This is a genomic window from Pseudomonas sp. A34-9, from assembly GCF_029543085.1.
Lineage (GTDB): Bacteria > Pseudomonadota > Gammaproteobacteria > Pseudomonadales > Pseudomonadaceae > Aquipseudomonas.
Map to the genome: position 1 here is coordinate 229,268 of NZ_CP119967.1, position 22,857 is coordinate 252,124.

Consider the following 22,857-nt stretch of genomic DNA (forward strand, 5'->3'; position numbering starts at 1 on the left):
CGTTTAACCCGAACTGAAAGGGCTGCCCGTCTCAGTGGATGAATGATCAATTTCATCCCCCGAGGTCAGCCCCATGTCTCTGCCTTTCTTACGCCCTGTTGCGGTTGGTGTGCTGCTGGCACTCGCCGGTTGCGGTGTGTCCTCCAAACCTGATTCCGCTGCCGTGCCAGCGCCAGCGCAACCTGAAGTGCTGGTTCAACAGGAAACGGTCATGGCCGGTGGGGTGATGGCCAAGCGTATGGCCCGTCCGGCGCCAATCGCCAGTTTCGCAGCGATGCCCGGCGCGGACAGTTATCCACAGGGCTATCGTGACGAGCAGCGCGAGCAGTATCAGGCGCTGGCCGACAACCCGATTCACAGCGTCGCAGAAACGCCGGTTTCGACTTTCAGCGCTGACGTCGACACCGGCGCCTACGCCAACGTGCGCCGCTTGCTCAATCAGGGGCGTCTGCCGCCGGAAGGCGCGGTGAGGCTGGAGGAAATGGTCAATTACTTTCCCTACGACTACGCGCTGCCCAGCGACGGCTCTCCGTTTGGCGTGACCACAGAACTGGCTGCGTCACCGTGGAACCCGCACACCCGCCTGCTGCGCATCGGCATCAAGGCGTCCGACCGTGCCGTGGCGGAACTGGCCCCGGCCAATCTGGTATTTCTGGTTGATGTGTCCGGCTCGATGGATCGCCGCGAAGGCCTGCCGATGGTCAAAAGCACGCTGAAATTGTTGGTCGATCAGTTGCGCGATCAGGATCGCGTGTCTTTGGTGGTGTATGCCGGCGAATCGAGAGTGGTGCTGGAGCCTACTTCCGGACGGGAGAAAGCGAAAATTCGTACAGCCATCGAGCAATTGACGGCGGGCGGTTCGACCGCTGGCGCGTCAGGCATCGAATTGGCCTACCAAATGGCACAGCAAGCCTTCATCCCCAAAGGCATCAACCGCATCCTCTTGGCCACCGATGGCGACTTCAATGTCGGCGTCAGCGACTTCGACAGCCTCAAGCAAATGGCTGTGGATAAACGCAAAAGCGGAATTTCGCTGACGACGCTGGGTTTTGGTGTGGATAACTACAATGAACACTTGATGGAACAACTGGCCGACGCAGGCGACGGTAACTACGCCTACATCGATAATCTGCGCGAGGCGCGCAAAGTGCTGGTGGATCAGTTGAGTTCGACGCTTGCCGTGGTGGCAAAAAACGTCAAATTGCAGGTGGAATTCAACCCGGCACAGGTCAGCGAATATCGTCTGCTTGGCTATGAAAACCGCGCGTTGAAGCGTGAGGATTTCAGCAATGACAAGGTCGATGCCGGCGAAATCGGCGCAGGACACACGGTGACCGCGCTGTACGAAATTGTTCCGGCAGGTGAGATGGGCTGGCTGGAGCCACTGCGTTACGCTAAGTCGGAGCCGGTTGTGTCCGGGAAGAGCGGAGAATTGGCGATGCTGCGAGTGCGTTATCAACAGCCTCAAGGTGGCAAAAGTGTGCTGATCGAGCGGCCGATCGCCAATCAGGTCGCACCTGCCAGCGAAGACCTGCGCTTTGCCGCCGCCGTTGCCGCGTTTTCTCAACAACTCAAGGACGGTCACTATACCGGCGACTTCAGCCTGAAAGACACTGAAGCTCTAGCCCGCAGCGCTCGTGGCGATGATCGCTTCGGCCTGCGTAACGAGTTCGTGCAACTGGTCGAGTTGGCGCAGAGCCTGCGCAGCTCAACCGCAGCGAACGTACAGCCCACTGAGCGACGGATTGAATAAGTGAGTCGTCTGAAAGGCTTCATCAGTCAGCTGTTTGCATCGGCAGACAGCTCAACCGCCAGTAGCGATGAATCGTTGCTGGCGCGTTATCGCGAGGGCGACGGCGCCGCGTTCGAGATCTTGTACGCGCGCCATCGCCAAGGCCTGTACCGGTTTTTGCTCGGCTTGAGCGGCAAACCGGAACTGGCCGACGAGATGTTTCAGGAGACCTGGCTGAGCCTGATCCGCAGCAGCAGTCAGCCACAAGGCCGGGCGACATTTCGTACGTGGCTGTTCCAGATTGCCCGCAATCGCCTGATCGATCACTGGCGCAAACACGGCGCCCGGCAACCGCTGCATGATAGCTATGACGAGCAACATCACGCGATCAGCGCTGAAACGCACGATCCCGAACAACTGCTCACGCTCAGCCGTGACACCCAGCGCCTGGAAACCGCCCTGCAAACCCTGCCCGCCGACCAGCGTGAAGTGTTCCTGCTGCGTGCCCACGGCGACCTCGACCTGGCGCAAATCGCCAGCCTCACCGAAGCACCGCTGGAAACCGTCAAAAGCCGCTTGCGCTACGCCCAGCAAAAACTGCGTCGGCTGCTGGCCGAGGAGGTACTGACATGAACGACGCCCGCCAGACACCCGAAGAACAAATGCTCAAGCACTACCGCGAGCAACAGCACGGCGAACCGCCGGCGCATCTCGATGCTTTCATTCTCACGGCAGCTCATCGCGCAGCGCCAACGATGCCAAGCCTGTGGCAACGCTGGCTCGACACCTGCCGCAAACCGCGCTGGCAAGTCGCGTTCGCCAGCCTCGTTGGCGTCGCCCTGATGTTGTCGCTGGTACAACGTGCGCCCGAACCGCAGGCGCAATTTGACTCCGTCCCGGCCGCCAAACCCGCGGCTCCAGTGGCCCGCAAACAAGCAACGGAAGCATTCGCCGCCCCCGCGGGCACTTTCTCCGGCGCCCCGCCGAGGGTGGACATGACCGCGCCGATGCAGAGCGAAGCCATCAATGTCGACGAAGCCAAACTCAGCAAACGCGCCGCCGCCCCGGCCAACGGCCTCGACGAACAACTGCGCGAAGTCCTGCGCCTGCGTGAAACCGGTCAATCACAAGCCGCCGACAGCCTGTTCAACAACCTGCACAAACGCTACCCGAACGCTGATCTCGACGCGCGACTCGAACAGTTGCAGAAAAAATGACCGCCTGATCCCCCAGCCATTTGGCATTGCCCCGCAAAAGCGCGCAATATCAGGACATTGCCAAGCCGCTGGAGGACAACGTGGCATCGAAAATTGACCGCATCGCCCAACTCCTCAATTGCCCAGAGAAGGGCGAAGAGATGCGGCGCGCGATTACTGAAGCACGTAAGGAGTTTCTGCTGAATCAGCCGGAAGAAGATGTCGTTGATGAAGACGAGGTTTTTGAGGAGGTTGAGGAAGAAGGGGACGACGATGATTACGATGAGTTTGACTGGACGACGGAGTAGCGTCGTTCCGACGTCTGTTCATCGAACACAAAAAAGCCCCGGACCATCACAGTCCGGGGCTTTCTCGTTTAAATCAATGGCGCACCAGGCGGGATTCGAACCCACGACCCCTGCCTTCGGAGGGCAGTACTCTATCCAGCTGAGCTACTGGTGCAGCGGGCGACATCATACCTAGGTCGGCTCGGGGCGTCCATGCTGGGTTTCGGCGCGGATTGTCAGCGCGCGTGTCGGTTGAAACCGCTGCATTCCATAAAGCGGTAACGTCCTGCAAAACCCTCGCTTGGCGCTTTGGCGAGGTTGATCTAAGGTTTTCCTGCGGCGGGGACTTTTGGCTCGTTGATCTGAAAAATTCCACAAACACGCCGTTTTTGTTCTTTTTTTCGAACGACCTATTGTCCTTTACCCCCTTTGATCCTACGATCCGTTTGAGATTTCAAACGCTCGTTGACCGGGCGTTGAAGCGCCGGTGTTTCGAATCGTGCACTGTTGATGCGCCACACCCGGTCACTGATTTCCCTGACGGCAGCCTTGCGAGGCGCCTTTCTACAATCATAATTTGCTCCGCGCAGGCCGCGGTGCTGTTAAGGAAAGCCGACATGCAGCTTAAAGACACCCTGTTGTTCCGCCAGCAAGCCTTCATTGATGGCGCTTGGGTCGATGCGGACAACGGTCAGACGATCAAGGTCAATAACCCGGCCACCGGTGAAATCCTCGGTACCGTGCCGAAAATGGGCGCCGCCGAAACCCGCCGTGCCATCGAAGCCGCTGACAAGGCGCTGCCGGCCTGGCGTGCACTGACCGCCAAAGAGCGTGCCGGCAAGCTGCGTCGCTGGTTCGAACTGATGATCGAGAACCAGGACGACCTCGCGCGCCTGATGACCCTCGAGCAGGGCAAGCCGCTGGCCGAAGCCAAGGGCGAAATCGTTTACGCCGCTTCGTTCATCGAGTGGTTCGCCGAAGAAGCCAAGCGCATCTACGGTGACGTGATTCCAGGTCACCAGCCAGACAAGCGTCTGATCGTGATCAAACAGCCAATCGGCGTGACCGCCGCGATCACCCCGTGGAACTTCCCGGCCGCGATGATCACCCGAAAAGCCGGCCCGGCCCTGGCCGCCGGTTGCACCATGGTGCTCAAGCCGGCTTCGCAAACGCCGTTTTCCGCTTTCGCCCTGGCCGAACTGGCTCAGCGTGCCGGTATTCCTGCGGGCGTGTTCAGCGTGGTGTCCGGCAGCGCCGGCGACATCGGCAGCGAGCTGACCAGCAACCCGATCGTGCGCAAGCTGTCCTTCACCGGTTCGACCGAAATCGGTCGTCAGCTGATGTCGGAATGCGCCAAGGACATCAAGAAAGTCTCGCTGGAACTGGGCGGCAACGCGCCGTTCATCGTGTTCGACGACGCGGACCTGGATAAGGCCGTCGAAGGCGCGATCATTTCCAAGTACCGCAACAACGGCCAGACCTGCGTCTGCGCCAACCGCCTGTACATTCAGGATTCGGTCTACGACGCGTTCGCCGAGAAACTGAAAGTGGCGGTGGCCAAACTGAAGATCGGCAACGGTCTGGAAGACGGCACTACCACCGGCCCGCTGATCGACGAAAAAGCCGTGGCGAAGGTGCAAGAACACATCGCTGACGCCGTGGCCAAAGGCGCCACCGTACTGGCGGGCGGTAAGCCAATGGAAGGCAACTTCTTCGAGCCGACCATCCTCACTAACGTGCCGAAAAATGCTGCTGTGGCCAAGGAAGAAACCTTCGGGCCGCTGGCGCCGCTGTTCCGCTTCAAAGACGAAGCCGAAGTGATCGCGATGTCCAACGACACCGAGTTCGGTCTGGCCTCGTACTTCTATGCTCGCGACCTGGGTCGGGTGTTCCGTGTGGCAGAAGCCCTGGAATACGGCATGGTCGGCGTCAACACCGGGCTGATCTCCAACGAAGTCGCGCCGTTCGGCGGCATCAAGGCCTCGGGCCTGGGCCGCGAAGGCTCCAAGTACGGCATCGAAGATTATCTGGAAATCAAATACCTCTGCCTGGGCATCTAAGCCGGGAAAGGGATCGCTGCAAACGCAAAGGGCACGAGAGCGCTGTCCCTTTGCGTCGTTTCAAACCGGAATTTTCTCTGCGGCCAGGAACGCCGTGGCAGTCGATCATCGCATGCTGCCACCGTCGATTTCTCCCGCTTAATCCTTGAACCACGCCGCCCGATGAGCGGCGAATGAGGACTGTAATGAGCAAGACTAACGCTGAACTGATGGCCCGTCGTACCGCAGCTGTTCCACGTGGTGTTGGCCAGATTCACCCGATCTTCGCCGAATCGGCCAAGAACGCTACCGTGACTGACGTTGAAGGTCGTGAGTTCATCGACTTCGCCGGCGGCATCGCTGTACTGAACACCGGCCATGTGCACCCGAAAATCATCGCTGCCGTGACCGAACAGCTGAACAAGCTGACGCACACCTGCTTTCAGGTGCTGGCTTACGAGCCGTACGTTGAGCTGTGCGAAAAAATCAACGCCAAGGTTCCAGGTGATTTCGCCAAGAAAACCCTGCTGGTCACCACCGGTTCCGAAGCCGTGGAAAACGCCGTGAAAATCGCCCGTGCCGCCACTGGCCGCGCTGGTGTGATCGCCTTCACCGGCGCCTACCACGGTCGCACCATGATGACTCTGGGCCTGACCGGTAAAGTCGTGCCTTACTCGGCCGGCATGGGCCTGATGCCAGGCGGCATCTTCCGCGCGCTGTACCCGAACGAACTGCACGGCGTGAGCATCGACGACTCGATCGCTTCCATCGAACGTATCTTCAAGAACGACGCCGAGCCGAAAGACATCGCCGCTATCATCATCGAGCCTGTACAGGGTGAAGGTGGTTTCTACGTCGCGCCGAAGGAATTCATGAAGCGTCTGCGCGCGCTGTGCGACCAGCACGGCATCCTGCTGATCGCTGACGAAGTACAGACCGGCGCTGGCCGTACCGGTACGTTCTTCGCCATGGAACAGATGGGCGTTGCTGCCGACCTGACTACCTTCGCCAAATCCATCGCTGGCGGCTTCCCGCTCGCCGGTGTGTGCGGCAAGGCCGAATACATGGACGCCATCGCTCCAGGCGGCCTGGGCGGTACCTACGCCGGCAGCCCGATCGCTTGCGCCGCTGCGCTGGCAGTGATGGAAGTGTTCGAAGAAGAACAACTGCTGGATCGCTGCAAGGCTGTCGGCGAGCGTCTGGTAACCGGCCTGAAGGCCATCCAGGCCAAGTACCCGGTGATCGGTGAAGTCCGTGCCCTGGGCGCAATGATCGCGGTCGAACTGTTCGAAAACGGCGACAGCCACAAGCCAAACGCGGCTGCTGTAGCATCGGTTGTGGCCAAGGCGCGCGACAAGGGTCTGATCCTGCTGTCCTGCGGCACCTACGGCAACGTTCTGCGCGTACTGGTTCCGCTGACCTCGCCGGACGAGCAACTGGACAAAGGTCTGGCGATCATCGAAGAGTGCTTCTCCGAGCTTTGATCACCCCGTGTGACCTGATCGACAAAAAACCCGCTTCGGCGGGTTTTTTTACGCCCTTTGAAACACATCGGGCGCTTTAGCGCTGTATCGAAAGGCCAGCATTGGCTAAGGTTCAGGCATTGCAAGGGAGCGCGTGCATGACTGCCGTTGAATTACCCGCTGTACCGCGAGTGCTGATTGCCGAGGCCGATCCGTGGTCTCGCGATTTGCTCAAACAAGTGTTGCTGAACGTGCGTTGCGATGCGCGGCTGGATCTGTGTGCCGATGGCCAGCAAGCCATGTCGATGCTTAGCGAAGTGCCGTATGACCTGGCTATCGTCGATTGGGAGCTGCCGGGAGTCGATGGATTGAATGTGCTGCGCAGCGTGCGTCAGCGCAAACGCAATCCGCCGCTGCCGTTCATTCTGATGAGCAGCCGCAACGACAGCGCCAGTGTGCGCGAAGCGATTCCGCTGGCGCCAACGGCGTATCTGACCAAACCACTGAACATGGAAAGCCTCACCGAACGTTTGCAGGGCTTGTTGCTCAATGCCGGCGAAGAGGTGTTCTGTGAGGTGCCGGCATTGGCACCGGGCATGACCTTGTCGGTGTTTCTCGAGCGGCGTCGGGAGCAGGCTGACGGTGCGCCGCTGATGACCGATGTGCAGGTGGCGGTGAAACGCAGCCTCAATCCCAATGGCCTCGATCTGAAGCTGCTGGAAGATGAGATCAAAACCGATCCACAAATCACTGCGGTGTTGATCGCTGCAGCCAACAGCGCCGCACAGCACCATGGCGCACCGGTGCAGACATTGGCTCAAGCCCTGCATCGCCTGGGCACCGGGCAGAGCATGAACCTGATTCTGGGGTTGGCGCTCAAGCGCAGTGCCAGGCTCAGTGATCCGTGCCTGGCGGATTACGCCGAGCGCTACTGGGGGCTGTCGCTGCACACCGCTGAATACGCGCGCACCCTGGCGCGCCTGCTCGATCTGGATCAGGAACGCTGTTACTGCGCGGGTATGCTCCATCGCCTGGGTGATCTGGCGTTGCTGCGTTGTTTGCAGGAGTGGCAGCAGGCCGGCGGTGCGCTGGATGAGCTGGAGGAGGTCGGCGAGGCGTTGGCTGAGTTTGGTGCGGCTTATGGTTCGGCGTTGCGTACCCGCTGGCGATTGCCGCTGGAGCTGCGTGAGCTGATTGCGTCGGTGTACCAGCTCGGCGGCGGGGTGTATTCGCGTGAGGCGCTGGTGATGAACATGGCGGCGCAGATGGCCCATCTGACTGAGCATGAAGGCGTTGAGGAGCTGGCTAAGAGCCGCACGGCGCGTTTGCTGAAGATCGGCTTGCCGGAATTGATGCGGATGCGTAAATAACCGGCGTACACAAACCCCTGTAGGAGTGAGCCTGCTCGCGATAGCCATCTGTCAGTTAATCAATTTGTCACTGACATACCGCTATCGCGAGCAGGCTCACTCCTACAATGGATATCTGTGTCGCTGAGATATGGTTCAGGCAGAAATGATGCGGTTCTTGCCCTGTCGCTTGGCCTCGTACATCGCCGCATCCGCACGGGCGAACAGGCTGTCGAGGCTTTCGTCCTCATCGGTGAGGCTGGTCAGCCCCTGGCTGACGGTAATGCCGAACGTCTGGCCGTCATGGCTGAAGCTCAAACGATGAATCTCCTGCTGCAGCCGCTCGGCCACTTGCATGGCCATGTCCGGTGCGCAGCCTGGAAACACCGCCGCGAACTCTTCCCCACCAATCCGTCCGAACAGATCCCCTCGACGCAACGACCCGCGCCCGCACTCGGCAATCCGCTGCAGCACGTTGTCGCCTTCCGGGTGACCGTAGGTGTCGTTGATCATCTTGAAATCATCGATGTCCAGCAGCAGAAAGGCCATTGGCGAACCCTGCAGGCGTGCCTCTTCGAACTCGCGGTTGGCGCATTCGAAAAAGTGGCGGCGATTGCTGCTTTGGGTCAGCACGTCGGTGGTTGCCAAACGGTGCAACTCGGTTTCCATCTGCTTCTTGTCGGTGATGTCCTCGGCGATGCCGACGATGATCACCGGTTGCCCCGGCTCGTCCTGACGGTTGATGAAGCACTTATCGCTGAGCCAGCGCACCTGACCGTCGGCGGCGATGATCCGGTATTCGCGATCTTCCACCGCGCCTCTGTGCAGGACTTCGGCGAGGCTGCGTTCGGCGTATTCCAGATCGTCGGGGTAGATGCTGTCGCGCCATTGGTTGTAGTCGGCGAGCAGCAGGCCGGCGGAGCGGCCGAAAATCCGTTCATAGGCGGGGCTGACATACAGCACCTGACGGGTTTCCCAGTTGAAGGCCCAGAGCACGGCGTTGACGCTGACCAATAAGGAGCTGAACAGCTGTTCGCGTTCGCTCAAACGGGCGACTTCGCCTTGGGCATGCATCAACGCCATGAGCGTTTGCGCGGCCTCGGGCCACTGCGGTAAGGATGAGTCTTTTTGGTTGTTATTGACCATCGGCACAGATCTCAAAGGCGTGCCGCAATTCGACAACGGCCACAGTACAGCCCGCCGGAATGGCGAAGTGTCTTTGAGATAGGGGATTTTTAGCGAAGTTCCCAGCGGGTGCGGGGTTCCGCCGGGCGGCTGCCAATGGTCAACCTGTAGGAGCTGCCGCAGGCTGCGATCTTTTGACTTTGTTTTAAAAAGAAAAGAGCAAAAGATCGCAGCCTGCGGCAGCTCCTACAAGGGTCAGGCGGCTGCAGGGCGCAGCGAGTAGGTTTTCAACTGGTCGGCGAACTCACGCAGGGAATGGATACCGCTGGCCTCGGCCTCGTGAATCCACTCTTTAATGGCGGCGAGCATGTCGTGGCCATTTGCGCTGGTCTTGACCCAGATCTGCTGCAGGGCCAGGCGTTTTTCGTAAATTACCTTCAGCGCCTGGCTGTGCTCGAGCATGGTCTGGATGCGCAAGTGGTGGCGATCTTCGAGCAGGCTGGTTTCCCGCGACAGCAGGCGTTTGGCCCGGTGGAACTGGTGGCGTACCGAATGATCGACCTTGGCCAGCTCTTGTTTGACCAGCGGGCCGATCACCAATTTGCGGTATTGAGCCATGATCTGGAAACGGTTGTTGAGGATGGCCATGGCGGTGTCCATGTCCAGATTGCCCTTGCCTTCGACACGGTGGGCGATCGGTGCGACACGCTGAACCTTGGCCAGGCGCAGGAAGCTGAAGACTTTGATCCACGCCCAGCCGAGGTCGAACTCCCACTTCTTGACCGACAGCTTGGCCGAGTTAGGGTAGGTGTGATGGTTGTTGTGCAGTTCTTCACCGCCGATCAGGATGCCCCATGGCACCAGATTGGTCGCTGCGTCGCGGCATTCGAAGTTGCGATAGCCGACGGCATGGCCCAGACCGTTGATGACGCCGGCAGCCCACACCGGGATCCACATCATCTGGATCGCCCAGATGGTGATGCCGATGGTGCCGAACAGCAGCAGGTCGATGACGCCCATGATTGCCACACCCAGCAGCGGGTAACGGCTGTAGAGATTACGCTCGATCCAGTCTTCCGGGCAGTTCTTGCCGTAGATGCGCAGGGTTTCCGGGTTCTGCGCTTCGGCACGATACAGCTCGGCGCCGGTGCGCAGCACGGTGGAAAGGCCTTTGATGACCGGGCTGTGCGGGTCGTCCTCGGTTTCGCACTTGGCGTGGTGTTTACGGTGGATGGCAGTCCACTCGCGGGTGTTCTGCGCCGTGGTCAGCCACAGCCAGAAACGGAAAAAGTGCTTCAGGCCGGCATTCAGCTCAAGCGAGCGATGGGCCGAGTAGCGATGCAGATAGACCGTGACGGCAACAATCGTCACGTGGGTCATCAGCAGGGTGACTGCGACCAGAGACCAGGCCGACAAGCCAAGAAAACCTTCGTACCACATAGGCTATAGGGCCCTCGATAAAGATAAAAACAGCCGTTGCATTATCACCAAGCACACAGATAAAACCAGTCGCCCTTTCAGATAAGAGTCGCTGGATGTTTCTTGACCTATAATTCCAACCTTTTTGTAGGGACATGGACAGCTGAATGCCTGCCACTTACCGCGATGCTTTGCGTGCAGCGCTGCTCTATCTCGTGCTTGCCGCTGCCTGGCTGCAAGGTACTGATCATTTATTAAACAATTTCTTCGATAACTCCGTCGATCTTGCCCGATGGCAACTGATCAACGGTTACGTCTTCGCGGCGTTCAGCGCCGGGCTGATTTTCCTGGCGCGGGCGCGATTGTGGGAGTTCCTCGGGATTGGCGCGCGTTTGCGTGAGCGCCACGTCGACCGCGAACGCCTGCGCCAGGCGGCAGCGGTGTTCGATTGCACCCGCGAAGGGGTGCTGGTGACCAACCATCACGGCCTGATCGTTCACGTCAATCGTGCGTTCATCGAGATCACCGGTTATCAGCGTGAAGAAGTCATTGGGCAACAGCCGAGCCTGTTCAAATCCGGCCATCATCCGCCAGGGTTCTATCAGGCGATGTTCGCCACCCTTGAGTCGCAGGGCGAATGGAGCGGCGAAATCTGGAATCGCCGAAAAAGCGGCGAGATTTATCCACAGTGGCAGACCATTCGGGTTATTCACGATGATCAGGGCCGGCTCAGCCATTACGTCGCGGTGTTTTCCGACATCAGCGCGATCAAGGATTCCGAGCATGAACTCAAACACCTCGCGCACCACGATCCGCTGACGGATCTGCCCAATCGGCTGCTGTTCAGCGATCGCGCCGAACAGGCACTGGCCTCGGCGCAAAACCACAAGCGCGGCTGTGCACTACTGATGCTGGATCTCGATCACTTCAAAATGATCAATGACAGCCTCGGGTATAACATCGGCGATCGCTTGCTCAAGGCTGTGGCAGCGCGTTTGCAGGCGCTGTTCGGTCCCGGTATTACACTGGCGCGTCTCGGTGGCGATGAGTTCGCCGTACTGGCGGAAAGTTGTCCACAGCCGGTGCAAGCGGCGGCGCTGGCGCAACGCATTCTCGACGCGCTCAAGGAGCCGTTCTGCATTGATGGTCATGAACTGTTCATCAACGCCAGTATCGGTATCAGCCTGTTCCCCAGCGACGCGTTGAGTGCCGATCAACTCCTGCGCAATGCCGATGCGGCGCTGTTCAAGGCCAAGAGCTGCGGTCGCAACGGTTACGCCTTGTACACCGAAGAACTCACCGCCCACGCCCAGCAACGGGTCGAAATCGCTTTCGAACTGCGCCGGGCGCTGGAGCAACAGGAATTACGGGTCTACTACCAACCCGTACATGACTTGAAGACCAGTCGCCTGATCGGTGTTGAAGCCTTGGTGCGCTGGCAGCATCCGCTACGGGGTCTGGTGTCTCCGGCCGAGTTCATTCCGATCGCTGAGCGCACCGGGTTGATCGCCGAGATCGACGCGTGGGTGATGCAGCAGGCGTGCCGGCAGATGTGCCAGTGGCAACAGGCCGGAATCGTGCTGTCATTTGTCGCGGTGAACGTGTCGTCGCGTTTGTTCGCCCGGCGTGAGCTTTACCAACAGGTCGCGCAGGTCCTGCATGACACCGGGCTGGATCCGGCGTATCTGGAGCTGGAAGTGACGGAAAGCGCGGTGATGGACGATCCGGAAGTGGCACTGGAGCAAATGCACCGATTGCGCGAGTTGGGCATTCGCCTGGCCATCGATGACTTTGGTACAGGCTATTCATCGTTGTTGCGGCTCAAGCGCTTGCCGGTGCAGAAACTGAAAATCGATCAGGGTTTCGTTGCCGGCTTGCCTTGGGATGAGGATGACGCGGCGATTGTCCGGGTAATCATCGCGCTCGCCCGGAGCATGGGCATGCAGGTGCATGCCGAGGGTATCGAACAGGTTGAGCAGGCGGCTTTTCTGTTGGGACAGGAATGTGATTTGGGGCAGGGCTACTGGTTTGGGCGGCCGGTTCCGGCGATGGAGATTGATTGGACGAGGGCACCGTTGATTGGCTGAGGCGGGGTCAAATTTGTTCCTGCGCGCAGCAAAGGCACGCTCCGCGTCGCCCCAAAATCGCGGCGCAGAGCGCCGCCGGCTGCATTCCCACGCAGAGCGTGGGAACGATCAGTTTTTCAGTTATATAAACATTCTTAAATAGTCTTTTTAAGAATATCCGCGCCTCTCTTATATTGCTCCTACGCCGAACGCAGTGCCGCCCACTGCCAGGCAAATCCCATTTAAAGGAGCAGCACCATGAGCGCATCCCTTCGCAGCGTTGACGGTCAGGACGAAAGCACCATCTTGCGTGAAATCCAGAGCGCCCTGCGCGATCTGCGTTTCGGCGCGGTGGAGATCACTGTGCACAACGCGCAAGTCGTGCAGATCGAACGCAAAGAGAAATTCCGTTTGCAGCAACCGGGCAAACAACCGGGCTGAGTTGAAGATCAAAAGATCGCAGCCTGCGGCAGCTCCTGCGGGGGATTGATGTAGGAGCTGCCGAAGGTTCGGGCCGCGATCGGACGATCTTTCGCCGGCACACCCGATTCCAGATATTCATAAGAAAAAGCCACCACCAAGAATTCCAGGAGCTTTCACCATGTCGTCGATTCGCCGTTACGCTTTGGCCGCCCTGGCCAGCGCAGTGTTTGCCGGTTCCGCGGTTGCCAAGGATTACGAACTGCTCAACGTGTCGTACGACCCGACACGCGAGCTGTATCAGGACTACAACGCTGAATTCATCAAGTTCTGGCAGAAAGATCACGCTGGCGACACTGTGAAAATCCAGCAATCCCACGGTGGTTCGGGCAAACAGGGCCGCGCGGTGATCGACGGTCTGCGCGCCGACGTCGTGACCCTGGCCCTGGCTGGTGACATCGACGAAATCGCCAAGCTCGGCAAGACCCTGCCCGCCGATTGGCAGAAGCGTCTGCCGGAAGCGAGCACGCCGTACACCTCGACCATCGTCTTCCTGGTGCGCAAGGGCAACCCGAAAGGCATCAAGGACTGGGGCGACCTGGTCAAGAACGACGTCTCGGTGATCACCCCGAACCCGAAAACCTCCGGCGGTGCCCGCTGGAACTTCCTCGCCGCGTGGGCCTATGGCCTGAAAGCCAACGGCGGCAGCGAAGAAAAAGCCAAGGAATATGTACAAACCCTGTTCAAGCATGTGCCAGTGCTGGACACCGGGGCGCGCGGTTCGACCATCACCTTCGTCAACAACGGTCAGGGTGACGTGTTGCTGGCCTGGGAGAACGAAGCGTTCCTGGCACTGAAAGAAGATGGCGGCGCCGACAAGTTCGACATCGTCGTACCTTCGCTGTCGATCCTTGCCGAGCCGCCAGTGGCCGTGGTCGACAAGAATGCCGAGAAAAAAGGTAATGAGCAGATCGCCGAAGCTTATCTCAAGCACCTGTACAGCCCGGCCGGTCAGGAGATCGCAGCGAAGAACTTCTACCGCCCGCGTGACAAGGACGTGGCTGCCAAGTACGCCCAGCAGTTCCCGAAACTGGACCTGGTGACCATCGACAAGGACTTCGGCGGCTGGAAAACCGCGCAGCCGAAATTCTTCAACGACGGTGGCGTGTTCGACCAGATTTATCAGGCGCAGTAATCTGACTCAAAGCGAGCCTGATGCTCAGGCACAAAACATGTGGGAGCGAGCCTGCTCGCGAAGGCGGTATTTCAGCGACAGGGATGTTGACTGATACTCCCTCTTCGCGAGCAGGCTCGCTCCCACACTGATGCGTTTTTAACCAAGGACTTTTATGTCGCGTCGTATCTCCCCCGTCATACCCGGCTTCGGGCTGACGCTGGGCTACACCTTGGTGTACCTCAGCCTGATTGTGCTTATCCCGCTGGCGGCGATGTTCGTCCACGCCGCCCAACTCACCTGGGATCAGTTCTGGGCGATCATTTCCGCGCCACGGGTGCTGGCGGCTTTGAAGCTGAGCTTCGGCACCGCGCTGTGTGCCGCGATCATCAACGGCATCATCGGCACGCTGCTGGCCTGGGTGCTGGTGCGCTACAGCTTCCCGGGGCGCAAGGTCATCGATGCGATGATCGACCTGCCGTTCGCCCTGCCGACGGCGGTGGCCGGTATCGCGCTGACGGCGCTGTACACACCGACCGGCCTGGTCGGGCAATTCGCCGCTGACCTCGGTTTCAAAATCGCCTATACCCCGCTGGGGATCACCTTGGCGCTGACCTTCGTCACGCTGCCGTTCGTGGTGCGCACCGTGCAGCCGGTACTGGCCGACATTCCCCGTGAAGTCGAAGAAGCCGCCGCGTGTCTCGGTGCGAAACCGTTGCAGGTGTTCCGCCACATCCTCGTTCCCGCCTTGCTGCCCGCCTGGCTGACCGGTTTTGCCCTGGCGTTCGCGCGGGGCGTCGGCGAGTACGGTTCGGTGATCTTCATCGCCGGCAACATGCCGATGAAAACCGAGATCCTGCCGCTGCTGATCATGGTCAAGCTCGACCAATACGATTACACCGGCGCGACTGCCATCGGCGTGTTGATGCTGGTGGTTTCCTTTGTCCTGTTGCTGCTGATCAACTTGCTGCAGCGGCGCATCGAAACCCCATAAGGAGGCGCGAACAATGTCCCAATCGTCTATTGCGGCCGCCTCTTCGGCCAACGCTGCACGCCGTGGCAGCGCCACTTCGCGCAGAATCCTGATCGGCCTTGGCTGGCTGATCTTTTTCCTGTTTCTGCTGCTGCCGTTGTTCATCGTGGTATCGCAGGGTTTGAAGAATGGCCTCGGTGCATTCTTCACCGCGATCTTTGAACCGGATGCGCTTTCAGCATTGAAACTCACCGTGTTCGCCGTGCTGATTTCGGTACCGCTCAACCTGGTGTTCGGCGTCAGCGCCGCGTGGTGCGTGAGCAAGTACTCGTTCCGTGGCAAGAGCATGCTGGTGACGCTGATCGACCTGCCGTTCTCGGTATCGCCGGTGATCGCCGGCCTGGTCTACGTGCTGATGTTTGGTGCCCAGGGCCTGTTCGGTCCGTGGCTGCAGGATCACGACATCCAGATCGTCTTCGCCCTGCCGGGCATCGTGCTGGCGACGATCTTCGTCACCGTGCCGTTCGTGGCCCGTGAGCTGATCCCGCTGATGCAGGAACAAGGCACGCAGGAAGAGGAAGCCGCGCGCCTGCTAGGCGCCAACGGCTGGCAGATGTTCTGGCATGTCACCGTGCCGAACATCAAGTGGGGCCTGATCTATGGCGTGGTGCTGTGTACCGCGCGGGCCATGGGTGAATTCGGTGCGGTGTCGGTGGTGTCCGGGCACATTCGCGGGGTGACCAACACCTTGCCGCTGCACGTCGAGATCCTCTACAACGAATACAACCACGTGGCCGCGTTCGCCGTGGCGAGCCTGTTGCTGATCCTGGCGCTCTTCATCCTGCTGGCCAAGCAGTGGAGCGAAAACCGTATCAACCGCCTGCGCGCCAGCGCCGCGGAGGAATAATTCATGTCGATCGAAGTGCGTAACGTCAGCAAGAATTTCAATGCGTTCAAGGCGCTGGACAACATCAGCCTGGACATCCACAGCGGTGAACTGGTCGCGCTGCTCGGCCCGTCAGGCTGCGGCAAGACCACGCTATTGCGGATTATCGCCGGTCTGGAAACCCCCGATCAGGGCAACATCGTGTTCCACGGCGAAGACGTCTCCGGTCACGACGTGCGTGATCGCAACGTCGGTTTTGTGTTCCAGCACTACGCGTTGTTCCGCCACATGACCGTGTTCGACAACGTCGCGTTCGGCCTGCGCATGAAACCGAAAAACCAGCGCCCGAGCGAAAGCCAGATCGCGACCAAGGTGCATGAACTGCTGAACATGGTGCAGCTGGATTGGCTGTCGGATCGTTATCCGGAGCAGTTGTCTGGTGGTCAGCGTCAACGTATCGCTCTGGCCCGTGCTTTGGCGGTGGAGCCAAAGGTTTTGCTGCTGGATGAGCCGTTCGGCGCCCTCGACGCCAAGGTGCGTAAAGAGCTGCGCCGTTGGCTGGCGCGCCTGCACGAAGACATCAACCTGACCTCGGTGTTCGTGACCCACGACCAGGAAGAAGCGATGGAAGTCGCTGACCGCATCGTGGTGATGAACAAGGGTGTGATCGAACAGATCGGCTCACCGGGCGACGTCTACGAGAACCCGGCCAGCGATTTTGTTTATCACTTCCTCGGCGATTCGAACCGCTTGCTGTTGAGCGATGACAATCACGTGCTGTTTCGCCCGCATGAAGTGTCGTTGTCCAGACACGAACTGGAAGATCACCATGCGGCTGAGGTGCGTGATATCCGGCCGTTGGGCGCGACCACGCGGGTGACGTTGAAGGTGGAAGGGCAGACGGATCTGATCGAGGCCGAAGTGGTCAAGGATCACGACAGCCTGATCGGCTTGGCCAAGGGTGAAACCCTGTTCTTCAAGCCGAAGGTCTGGCAGAAAGTCGCCAACCTTTAACTGATCATTCCCACGCTCTGCGTGGGAATGCATCCCGTGACGCTCCGGGTCACAGTGGACGCAGAGCGTCCAAGGCGGCGTTCCCACGCAGAGCGTGGGAACGAGCGGATGTAGGAGCTGCCGCAGGCTGCGACCTTTTAAGCGGCCTAAGCCGCCGCTTTGCGATTCGGATTGACCCGCACCACCCCCGCCCGCGCCTCGATCTGTTCTTTCAACTCATGCCGCATGCCGAGCATGAACGCCAGTTCGGCCACGACAAACAACGGCCCGACAATCAGCCCCGACACATCATCGACGAACGCCGGTTTGCGCCCCTCATAGTGATGACCGACAAACTGGATCACCCAGCCGACCACAAACATCGCCAGACCACTGCTCAACCAGACCAGGGTGCTTTGCTGTGCCAGCACATGCCCGGCCCATACAGATAAGCCCATCAGCACGGTCATCAGCACGCCCAACTTGATTTCCAGACGCAGATAAAACCACGCTGAGAGCAGCGCCACGATAACGGCTGGAGATATCCACAAGCCGCCCAGCGACCATTGCGGACGCGACAACAAAACTGCCACGGCCACCACAATCAGCGGAATGCCGATAAAGTGGCTGGCGATGTTGCGCGGATCGCGGTGGTAAGCGGCGTATTGACTGAGATGGTCGACGAGGCTTTTCATTGTTGTTCCTCCAGTAGGGTTGATCGCATCATCCCTCGGGATCAGGGTTCGCTCTGTCAGGCAGGCGACAATCCAGGAGTGTTTATGCAAATACGTTCGCGGCTGATGAGTGGCCAGTGGTTCAGTCATCTGCCGGTGTCCTTTCAGGATAGCCTGCTGGCGGCGGCCCGGGAGCGACGGCTGACGGCGGGGCAGCGCTTGTTTCAGCGCGGCGATGCGCCATGCGGCTTGTACGCGGTGCTCGATGGCGCGGTGCGCATCGGTGCGGTGAGCGAGCAGGGCAAAGAGGCGTTGTTGAGTCTGGTCGAGGCGCCGCACTGGTTCGGCGAAATCTGCCTGTTCGATGGCCAGCCGCGTACGCATGACGCTTACGCCGTCGGTCCGTGCACCTTACTCAATATCCCGCAGGCGGCGTTGCTGAAACTGCTCGATGAGCAGCCGGTGTATTGGCGGCATCTGGCGCTGCTGATGAGCCACAAACTGCGCCTGACGTTTATCAATCTGGAACAACTGAGCCTGCTGCCGGCCCCGGCGCGTCTGGCCCATCGTTTGCTGATGATCGCCGAAGGCTACGGCGAACTCAACGCGCCACGCCGAGTGCTGCAGTTGCCACAGGAGCAGTTGGCATCGATGCTGGCGCTGTCGCGGCAGACCACCAACCAGATTCTCAAGGATTTGCAGGGGCAGGGGATTATCGGCCTCGGATACGGCGAGATCGAAATCCTCGACGCCGCACGATTGCGCGCCCTGGCCACGATCTGATGAGCAACCGAGATCCCATGTGGGAGCGAGCTTGCTCGCGAAAGCGGTGGGTCATTCAACTGAGATTTTGACTGAACCGACGCCTTCGCGAGCAAGCTCGCTCCCACATTTGATCGTGTTGATTTCAGGAACCGCGATAGGTCGAGAAGCCGTACGGGCTGAGCAGCAGCGGGATGTGGTAATGCTGATCGGTCTGCTTCACTTCAAAAATCACCGGAATCTCCGGGAAGAACGTGTCGTGCTTGACCTTCTTGAAGTACTCGCCGGTTTTGAACACCACGCGGTATTCACCCGCTTCAAAAGGCTGCTTGGCCGGGAACAGTTCGGCAATCCGCCCTTGTTCATTGGTCGTGCCCTGAGCCAAAGGCTGCCAGTTCTCCCCGACATGTTTTTCCAGCGTCACGTTAATGCCTGGCGATGGCAGGCCGTTTTCCAGATTGAGCACGTGCACGCTCAATGGATTGCCAGCGGCCAGCGCCAGGCTTGAGAAAGCACTCAGGCCGAGCGCGGCGAAAGTCATGCGCAAAGTATTCATCGATGCATCTCCTTATTGGGAACGGATAGTGGCCAGGCCGGTTTTTTCGGCAGCCTTGATTGCACAGTTTTCGTCTTGCTCACCGCCGCCGGAGCCGGCCACGCCCATCGCACCGACCAGTTCATCAGCAGCGAACAGCGGAATCCCGCCGCCAAGTAGCAGCAATTCGTCGAGAGTGTTGAGGTTGGCGGTTTCCGGATTGCTGCGAGCGCGTTCGGCGAACAACCGGGTCGCGGTTTTGGTCGATAGCGCGGTGTACGCCTTGCGCTGGCTGGCGGCGGTGTTGTGTGGGCCGACGCCATCGCCGCGCAGGGTCACCAGCAGATTGCCGCCCCGGTCGAGCACCGACACCGTGCCGGTGCAATTGGCCATTGCCGTGTCGGCGAGCAGACGTGCAGTTTCAAGATCAAGGTCGGCATGGCGCGGCAGTTCTGTGCCTGCGAACACGCTGGCGCTGAGGCCAAAGGCCAGGCTGGCTACAAGGTATTTGACGGTCATGGACAGGCTCCAAAAGCGAAGGTCGTCACCTTAATCGCCGGTCTTCGTCAGAACCTCGTCAGTCTGATTACAAGTTTGTAATGGGCAACGCCGCCGAAGACGCCTAGCCTGTGTGCCTATCAATCGAGGTGTGCCATGCGTTTGCTGGTCGTAGAAGATGAAGCCAAAACCGCGAATTTCCTCGCCAAAGGCCTGGGCGAGTCGGGTTTTGCCGTAGACGTGGCGCTCAATGGCCTCGATGGGCGCTACTTTATCGAGCAACAGGAATATGACCTGATCATCCTCGATGTGATGCTGCCCGGCCTCAACGGTTGGCAATTGCTGCAGCTGATTCGCCAGCGCGGCGCCACGCCGGTGCTGTTCCTCACCGCCAAGGACGCCATTGAAGACCGCGTGCGCGGTCTCGAACTGGGCGCCGACGATTACTTGCTCAAACCCTTCGCTTTCGCCGAACTGCTCGCGCGCGTGCGCACCTTGCTGCGACGCGGGCCGATGCGCGAAGCTGAGTCGTACAACATCGCCGATCTGGAAATCGACGTCCTGCGCCGCCGCGTCAGCCGTGGTGGCCAGCGCATCGCGCTGACCAACAAAGAATTCGCCCTGCTGCACTTGCTCGCCAGCCGTCAGGGCGAAGTGCTGTCGCGCACGCTGATCGCCTCGCAGGTGTGGAACCTGAATTTCGACAGCGACACCAACATGGTCGAAGTCGCGGTACGCCGCTTGCGCGCGAAAGTCGATGACCCGTACATGCCGAAACTGATCCACACCGTGCGCGGCGTCGGTTATCAACTGGAAGCCCCTGACGATGCGCTCTAGGTCGATCGCCTGGCGCCTGGCGCTGGCGTTCGCACTGGTCTGCGCTTTGGTGCTGAGCGCGATTGGCGTGTTTCTCTACCGCTCGCTCGCCTCGGAAATCGCCTACCGCGACGACCTCGCCTTGCTCGGTCGGCTGGAGCAAGTGCGCGCGTTGCTCGCCGACAGCGACAGCCTCGACGCTTTGCAGGCACGGCCACGGCTGTATCAGAACATGCTCGGCAATCTCGACAGCCTGTTGCTGGTGCGTCGCGCCGATGGCTCCAGTGTGATTGCGATCAACCCGCGTCAGCGCGATCTGCCAACCCTCAACGCAATCCCCGGCGAACAAACGCCGCAGCGCCGTGACGTGCTGACGTGGCAAGCGCCGGATGGCGCCGAACTGGCGCTGTTATCCGGCGCGGCGCAAGGGCCGAACGGCGAGCCGCTGACGGTCATCGCCGGCAAGGTGCTGAGCGAGCGTGAGCAGATGCTCGGCAGCTATCGCCTGCGCTTGTACATGTCAGTTGGGCTGGGTGCGCTGCTCGCTTTTGCCCTGGGCTTGCTGTTACTGCGCCGGGGCCTGCAACCGTTGCGTCAGTTGAGCGAAGCGGTACGCGGCATCGATCTGCGCAGCCTCGATCAACGCCTGCCCGCCACCGGCACGCCCGCCGAACTGCTAGAGCCGGTGCAGGCGCTCAACGGCATGCTCGCGCGGCTGGACGACAGCGTGCAGCGTCTGTCGCAGTTCTCCGCCGACCTTGCCCATGAGATCCGCACGCCGCTGCACACTTTGTTGGCGAGTAACGGACAGGCGCTGAATCATCCGCGCAGTATCGAGGAATATCAGGAAGTGCTGGCCTCGAACATGGAAGAGTTCGAGCGACTCAAACGCATGGCGGAAAACCTGATGTTCCTTGCCCGCGCCGAGCAGGCCGAGCGCGCGCTCAATCTGCAAACACTGGATTTGCACTGCGTTGGCAGTGAACTGTGCGATTACTTTGAAGCCTTGGCCGATGACCGCGATCTGCGGCTGGACAATCAACTGCATGGCGAACTGCGTGCCGATCAGCAACTGCTGCAACGTGCCCTCGGCAATCTGCTGGCCAATGCCGTGCGCCACGCTGATTCCGAAACCGTGATCAGTTTGCATCGTCGCGACGAGGCGGGTTGGTGCTGGTTGCAGGTGCACAACCACGGCCCGGCGATTGCACCCGAGCATTTGGGCAAACTGTTTGATCGTTTCTATCGCGTCGATCCTTCCCGGGCGGAGCCGGGGGATTCGGGTGGGTTGGGGTTGGCGATCGTGCAGTCGATCATGCAGTTGCATGGGGGGCAGGTGCGGGTGAGTAGTGATGCTGACGGCACCGTTTTTGAACTGGGTTTTGCGTTGAATTAAAGGGCGCTATCGCGAGCAGATCAGACAAGCTGATTCTGTATCAGCGCAACCCATCGCGAAACTGCCCCGGCGTCATCCCCGTCCAGCGCTTGAACGCGCGGCTGAAACTGCTGGTGTCGGCAAAACCGAGCAAATAACTCACCTCACTCAACGAACACTGCGGATCGCGCAGGTGCAGCAACGCCAGATTCTCGCGGCTTTCGTTGAGCAATGTGTCAAAGCGGCAACCCTCATCTGCCAAATGCCGCTGCAAACTGCGCAAACTCAAGTGCAACGCCTGGGCAATCCGTTCTGCACTGGGCTCACCTTCCGGCAATTGTTCTTCAATCGCGTCGCGCACCTTGCGCTCCCAGGTCAGCGGTTTGAGCTGGGCCATCGTGCGTTTGAGCACCGCTTCGTTGTGTTCGGCGAGTTCCGGGTTGGCGTCGTCGAGGTGGCTGTCGAAGTCGGCGAGGGCGAATTCCAGGCGATCCTCGCTACAGCCGAAATGCACCGGGGCGCGGAAGACTTTGTGCCATTGGTGCGCATCGCTCGGTTCCGGGCGGCGCAGGTAAACGGCCAGCGGCGCGTAATCACGGCCGAGGCGATTGCGGCAGGTGCGCACGTAGATCGCGGTGAAGGCATCGATAGCTTCGAAGGCCGGCGCCGGATTGCCTGACGGAATTTTCAGGCGGAATTGATAGCGGTCGTCGCCACGACTCAGCTCCAGTTCCAGCGCGTCGCTGACCACCGGGTGATAGCGCACGATACGTTCGAACACCTCGCGCAAACTGCCGCTGGCGACCAGCGCGTAACCGAGGGCATGGAACGTGGTCGGGCTGACGAACCGCGACACGCGCAGACCAATCGCCGGGTCGCCGCTGACCTGTACGGCGATTTCCCACAGGCGCGTCGTGCCGGACAGCGGATAGCGCGCGTTGGGGTCGTCCATCAAATGGGGGTCGAGCCCGGCCTGCTGGCACAAGGCAATGCTGTCCAGCCCCAGCGCATCGAGTTGTTTGCGCAAGGCACGGGTCCAGCTGGCGAGGGAGGTCGGTTCCTTCATGCTGATTGG

General features: G+C 60.0%; 22 protein-coding genes, 1 tRNA gene and 1 pseudogene. 16 read left to right on the top strand and 8 right to left on the bottom strand.

Annotated elements, in window-relative coordinates; genetic code table 11:
• Window positions 1-73 precede the first annotated feature (73 nt).
• The 4 genes from P3G59_RS00975 to P3G59_RS00990 are packed head-to-tail and all read left to right on the top strand — an operon-like array spanning window position 74 to window position 3,236.
• Window positions 74-1,753 carry a VWA domain-containing protein gene (locus P3G59_RS00975; RefSeq protein WP_277760100.1) on the top strand — a complete coding sequence of 560 codons (1,680 nt, stop codon included), beginning with the start codon at window positions 74-76 and terminating at the stop codon, window positions 1,751-1,753.
• Window positions 1,754-2,365, top strand: a complete 612-nt coding sequence (locus P3G59_RS00980; RefSeq protein WP_277760101.1) for an RNA polymerase sigma factor — start codon at window positions 1,754-1,756, stop codon at window positions 2,363-2,365.
• Entirely contained in the window at window positions 2,362-2,949 is a 588-nt protein-coding gene (locus tag P3G59_RS00985) for a hypothetical protein (protein WP_277760102.1), read from the top strand. Before P3G59_RS00980 ends, P3G59_RS00985 begins: the two co-directional genes overlap by 4 nt.
• 20 nt (window positions 2,950-2,969) lie before the next feature.
• On the top strand, window positions 2,970-3,236 hold the full coding sequence (locus tag P3G59_RS00990) for a hypothetical protein (protein ID WP_277760103.1): 267 nt from the start codon (window positions 2,970-2,972) through the stop codon (window positions 3,234-3,236).
• A 77-nt stretch (window positions 3,237-3,313) separates the two neighbouring features.
• Here P3G59_RS00990 and P3G59_RS00995 read toward each other — a convergent pair.
• Window positions 3,314-3,390 (bottom strand) — tRNA-Arg (locus P3G59_RS00995).
• Between the two features lie 442 nt (window positions 3,391-3,832).
• Here P3G59_RS00995 and gabD point away from each other — a divergent pair.
• The 3 genes from gabD to P3G59_RS01010 all read left to right on the top strand — a co-directional run bounded on the left by gabD (window position 3,833) and on the right by P3G59_RS01010 (window position 8,087).
• Window positions 3,833-5,275 (top strand): NADP-dependent succinate-semialdehyde dehydrogenase, encoded by a 1,443-nt coding sequence (gene gabD, locus P3G59_RS01000; protein WP_093440380.1) that lies wholly within the window; start codon window positions 3,833-3,835, stop codon window positions 5,273-5,275.
• 185 nt (window positions 5,276-5,460) lie between these two features.
• The gene (gabT, locus tag P3G59_RS01005) at window positions 5,461-6,738 is read left to right on the top strand and encodes a 4-aminobutyrate--2-oxoglutarate transaminase (RefSeq protein WP_007917687.1); all 1,278 of its coding nucleotides are present in this window, start codon (window positions 5,461-5,463) and stop codon (window positions 6,736-6,738) included.
• 137 nt (window positions 6,739-6,875) lie between these two features.
• Window positions 6,876-8,087, top strand: a complete 1,212-nt coding sequence (locus P3G59_RS01010) for a response regulator (protein WP_277760104.1) — start codon at window positions 6,876-6,878, stop codon at window positions 8,085-8,087.
• A gap of 135 nt (window positions 8,088-8,222) precedes the next feature.
• Here P3G59_RS01010 and P3G59_RS01015 read toward each other — a convergent pair whose 3' ends face one another.
• Both P3G59_RS01015 and desA read right to left on the bottom strand, forming a co-directional pair.
• Window positions 8,223-9,212, bottom strand: a complete 990-nt coding sequence (locus tag P3G59_RS01015; protein ID WP_277760105.1) for a sensor domain-containing diguanylate cyclase — start codon at window positions 9,210-9,212, stop codon at window positions 8,223-8,225.
• Window positions 9,213-9,446: 234 nt separating this feature from the next.
• A complete protein-coding gene (gene desA, locus P3G59_RS01020) occupies window positions 9,447-10,631 on the bottom strand; it encodes a delta-9 fatty acid desaturase DesA (RefSeq protein WP_277760106.1) in 1,185 nt (394 codons plus the stop codon).
• Window positions 10,632-10,777: 146 nt separating this feature from the next.
• On the opposite strand from desA, the gene dibA reads away from it, so the two are divergent.
• From dibA to P3G59_RS01050, 6 genes are all read left to right on the top strand, one after another.
• A complete protein-coding gene (dibA, locus tag P3G59_RS01025) occupies window positions 10,778-12,697 on the top strand; it encodes a phosphodiesterase DibA (protein ID WP_277760107.1) in 1,920 nt (639 codons plus the stop codon).
• A gap of 237 nt (window positions 12,698-12,934) precedes the next feature.
• Window positions 12,935-13,117, top strand: a complete 183-nt coding sequence (gene oscA, locus P3G59_RS01030) for a sulfur starvation response protein OscA (protein ID WP_007917682.1) — start codon at window positions 12,935-12,937, stop codon at window positions 13,115-13,117.
• Window positions 13,118-13,277: 160 nt separating this feature from the next.
• Window positions 13,278-14,291 (top strand): sulfate ABC transporter substrate-binding protein, encoded by a 1,014-nt coding sequence (locus tag P3G59_RS01035; RefSeq protein WP_277760108.1) that lies wholly within the window; start codon window positions 13,278-13,280, stop codon window positions 14,289-14,291.
• Window positions 14,292-14,445: 154 nt separating this feature from the next.
• Window positions 14,446-15,264 carry a sulfate ABC transporter permease subunit CysT gene (gene cysT / locus P3G59_RS01040; RefSeq protein WP_277760109.1) on the top strand — a complete coding sequence of 273 codons (819 nt, stop codon included), beginning with the start codon at window positions 14,446-14,448 and terminating at the stop codon, window positions 15,262-15,264.
• A 13-nt stretch (window positions 15,265-15,277) separates the two neighbouring features.
• A complete protein-coding gene (gene cysW / locus P3G59_RS01045) occupies window positions 15,278-16,150 on the top strand; it encodes a sulfate ABC transporter permease subunit CysW (protein WP_277760110.1) in 873 nt (290 codons plus the stop codon).
• A 3-nt stretch (window positions 16,151-16,153) separates the two neighbouring features.
• A complete protein-coding gene (locus P3G59_RS01050) occupies window positions 16,154-17,143 on the top strand; it encodes a sulfate ABC transporter ATP-binding protein (protein WP_122747893.1) in 990 nt (329 codons plus the stop codon).
• Between the two features lie 146 nt (window positions 17,144-17,289).
• Here P3G59_RS01050 and P3G59_RS01055 read toward each other — a convergent pair whose 3' ends face one another.
• A complete protein-coding gene (locus P3G59_RS01055) occupies window positions 17,290-17,817 on the bottom strand; it encodes an Mpo1-like protein (RefSeq protein ID WP_277760111.1) in 528 nt (175 codons plus the stop codon).
• Window positions 17,818-17,901: 84 nt separating this feature from the next.
• Between P3G59_RS01055 and P3G59_RS01060 the strand changes: the two genes are divergently transcribed.
• Window positions 17,902-18,579 (top strand): Crp/Fnr family transcriptional regulator, encoded by a 678-nt coding sequence (locus P3G59_RS01060; protein ID WP_277760112.1) that lies wholly within the window; start codon window positions 17,902-17,904, stop codon window positions 18,577-18,579.
• A gap of 20 nt (window positions 18,580-18,599) precedes the next feature.
• On the opposite strand, the pseudogene P3G59_RS01065 reads toward P3G59_RS01060, so the two are convergent.
• The 3 genes and pseudogenes from P3G59_RS01065 to P3G59_RS01075 form a co-directional block, all read right to left on the bottom strand.
• Window positions 18,600-18,707, bottom strand: a pseudogene (locus tag P3G59_RS01065) (metal ABC transporter ATP-binding protein); the annotation flags it as partial.
• Window positions 18,704-19,114 carry a hydroxyisourate hydrolase gene (gene uraH, locus P3G59_RS01070; RefSeq protein ID WP_008080038.1) on the bottom strand — a complete coding sequence of 137 codons (411 nt, stop codon included), beginning with the start codon at window positions 19,112-19,114 and terminating at the stop codon, window positions 18,704-18,706. The gene uraH and the pseudogene P3G59_RS01065, both read right to left, overlap by 4 nt.
• 12 nt (window positions 19,115-19,126) lie before the next feature.
• Window positions 19,127-19,612 (bottom strand): heme-binding protein, encoded by a 486-nt coding sequence (locus P3G59_RS01075; RefSeq protein ID WP_277760113.1) that lies wholly within the window; start codon window positions 19,610-19,612, stop codon window positions 19,127-19,129.
• Window positions 19,613-19,747: 135 nt separating this feature from the next.
• On the opposite strand from P3G59_RS01075, the gene P3G59_RS01080 reads away from it, so the two are divergent.
• Window positions 19,748-20,428 carry a heavy metal response regulator transcription factor gene (locus P3G59_RS01080; protein WP_277760114.1) on the top strand — a complete coding sequence of 227 codons (681 nt, stop codon included), beginning with the start codon at window positions 19,748-19,750 and terminating at the stop codon, window positions 20,426-20,428.
• On the top strand, window positions 20,418-21,803 hold the full coding sequence (locus P3G59_RS01085; RefSeq protein ID WP_277760115.1) for a heavy metal sensor histidine kinase: 1,386 nt from the start codon (window positions 20,418-20,420) through the stop codon (window positions 21,801-21,803). Before P3G59_RS01080 ends, P3G59_RS01085 begins: the two co-directional genes overlap by 11 nt.
• Window positions 21,804-21,843: 40 nt before the next feature.
• Here P3G59_RS01085 and P3G59_RS01090 read toward each other — a convergent pair whose 3' ends face one another.
• Complete coding sequence (locus tag P3G59_RS01090; RefSeq protein WP_277760116.1) at window positions 21,844-22,848, bottom strand: AraC family transcriptional regulator ligand-binding domain-containing protein; 1,005 nt, start codon at window positions 22,846-22,848, stop codon at window positions 21,844-21,846.
• Window positions 22,849-22,857: the final 9 nt, after the last annotated feature.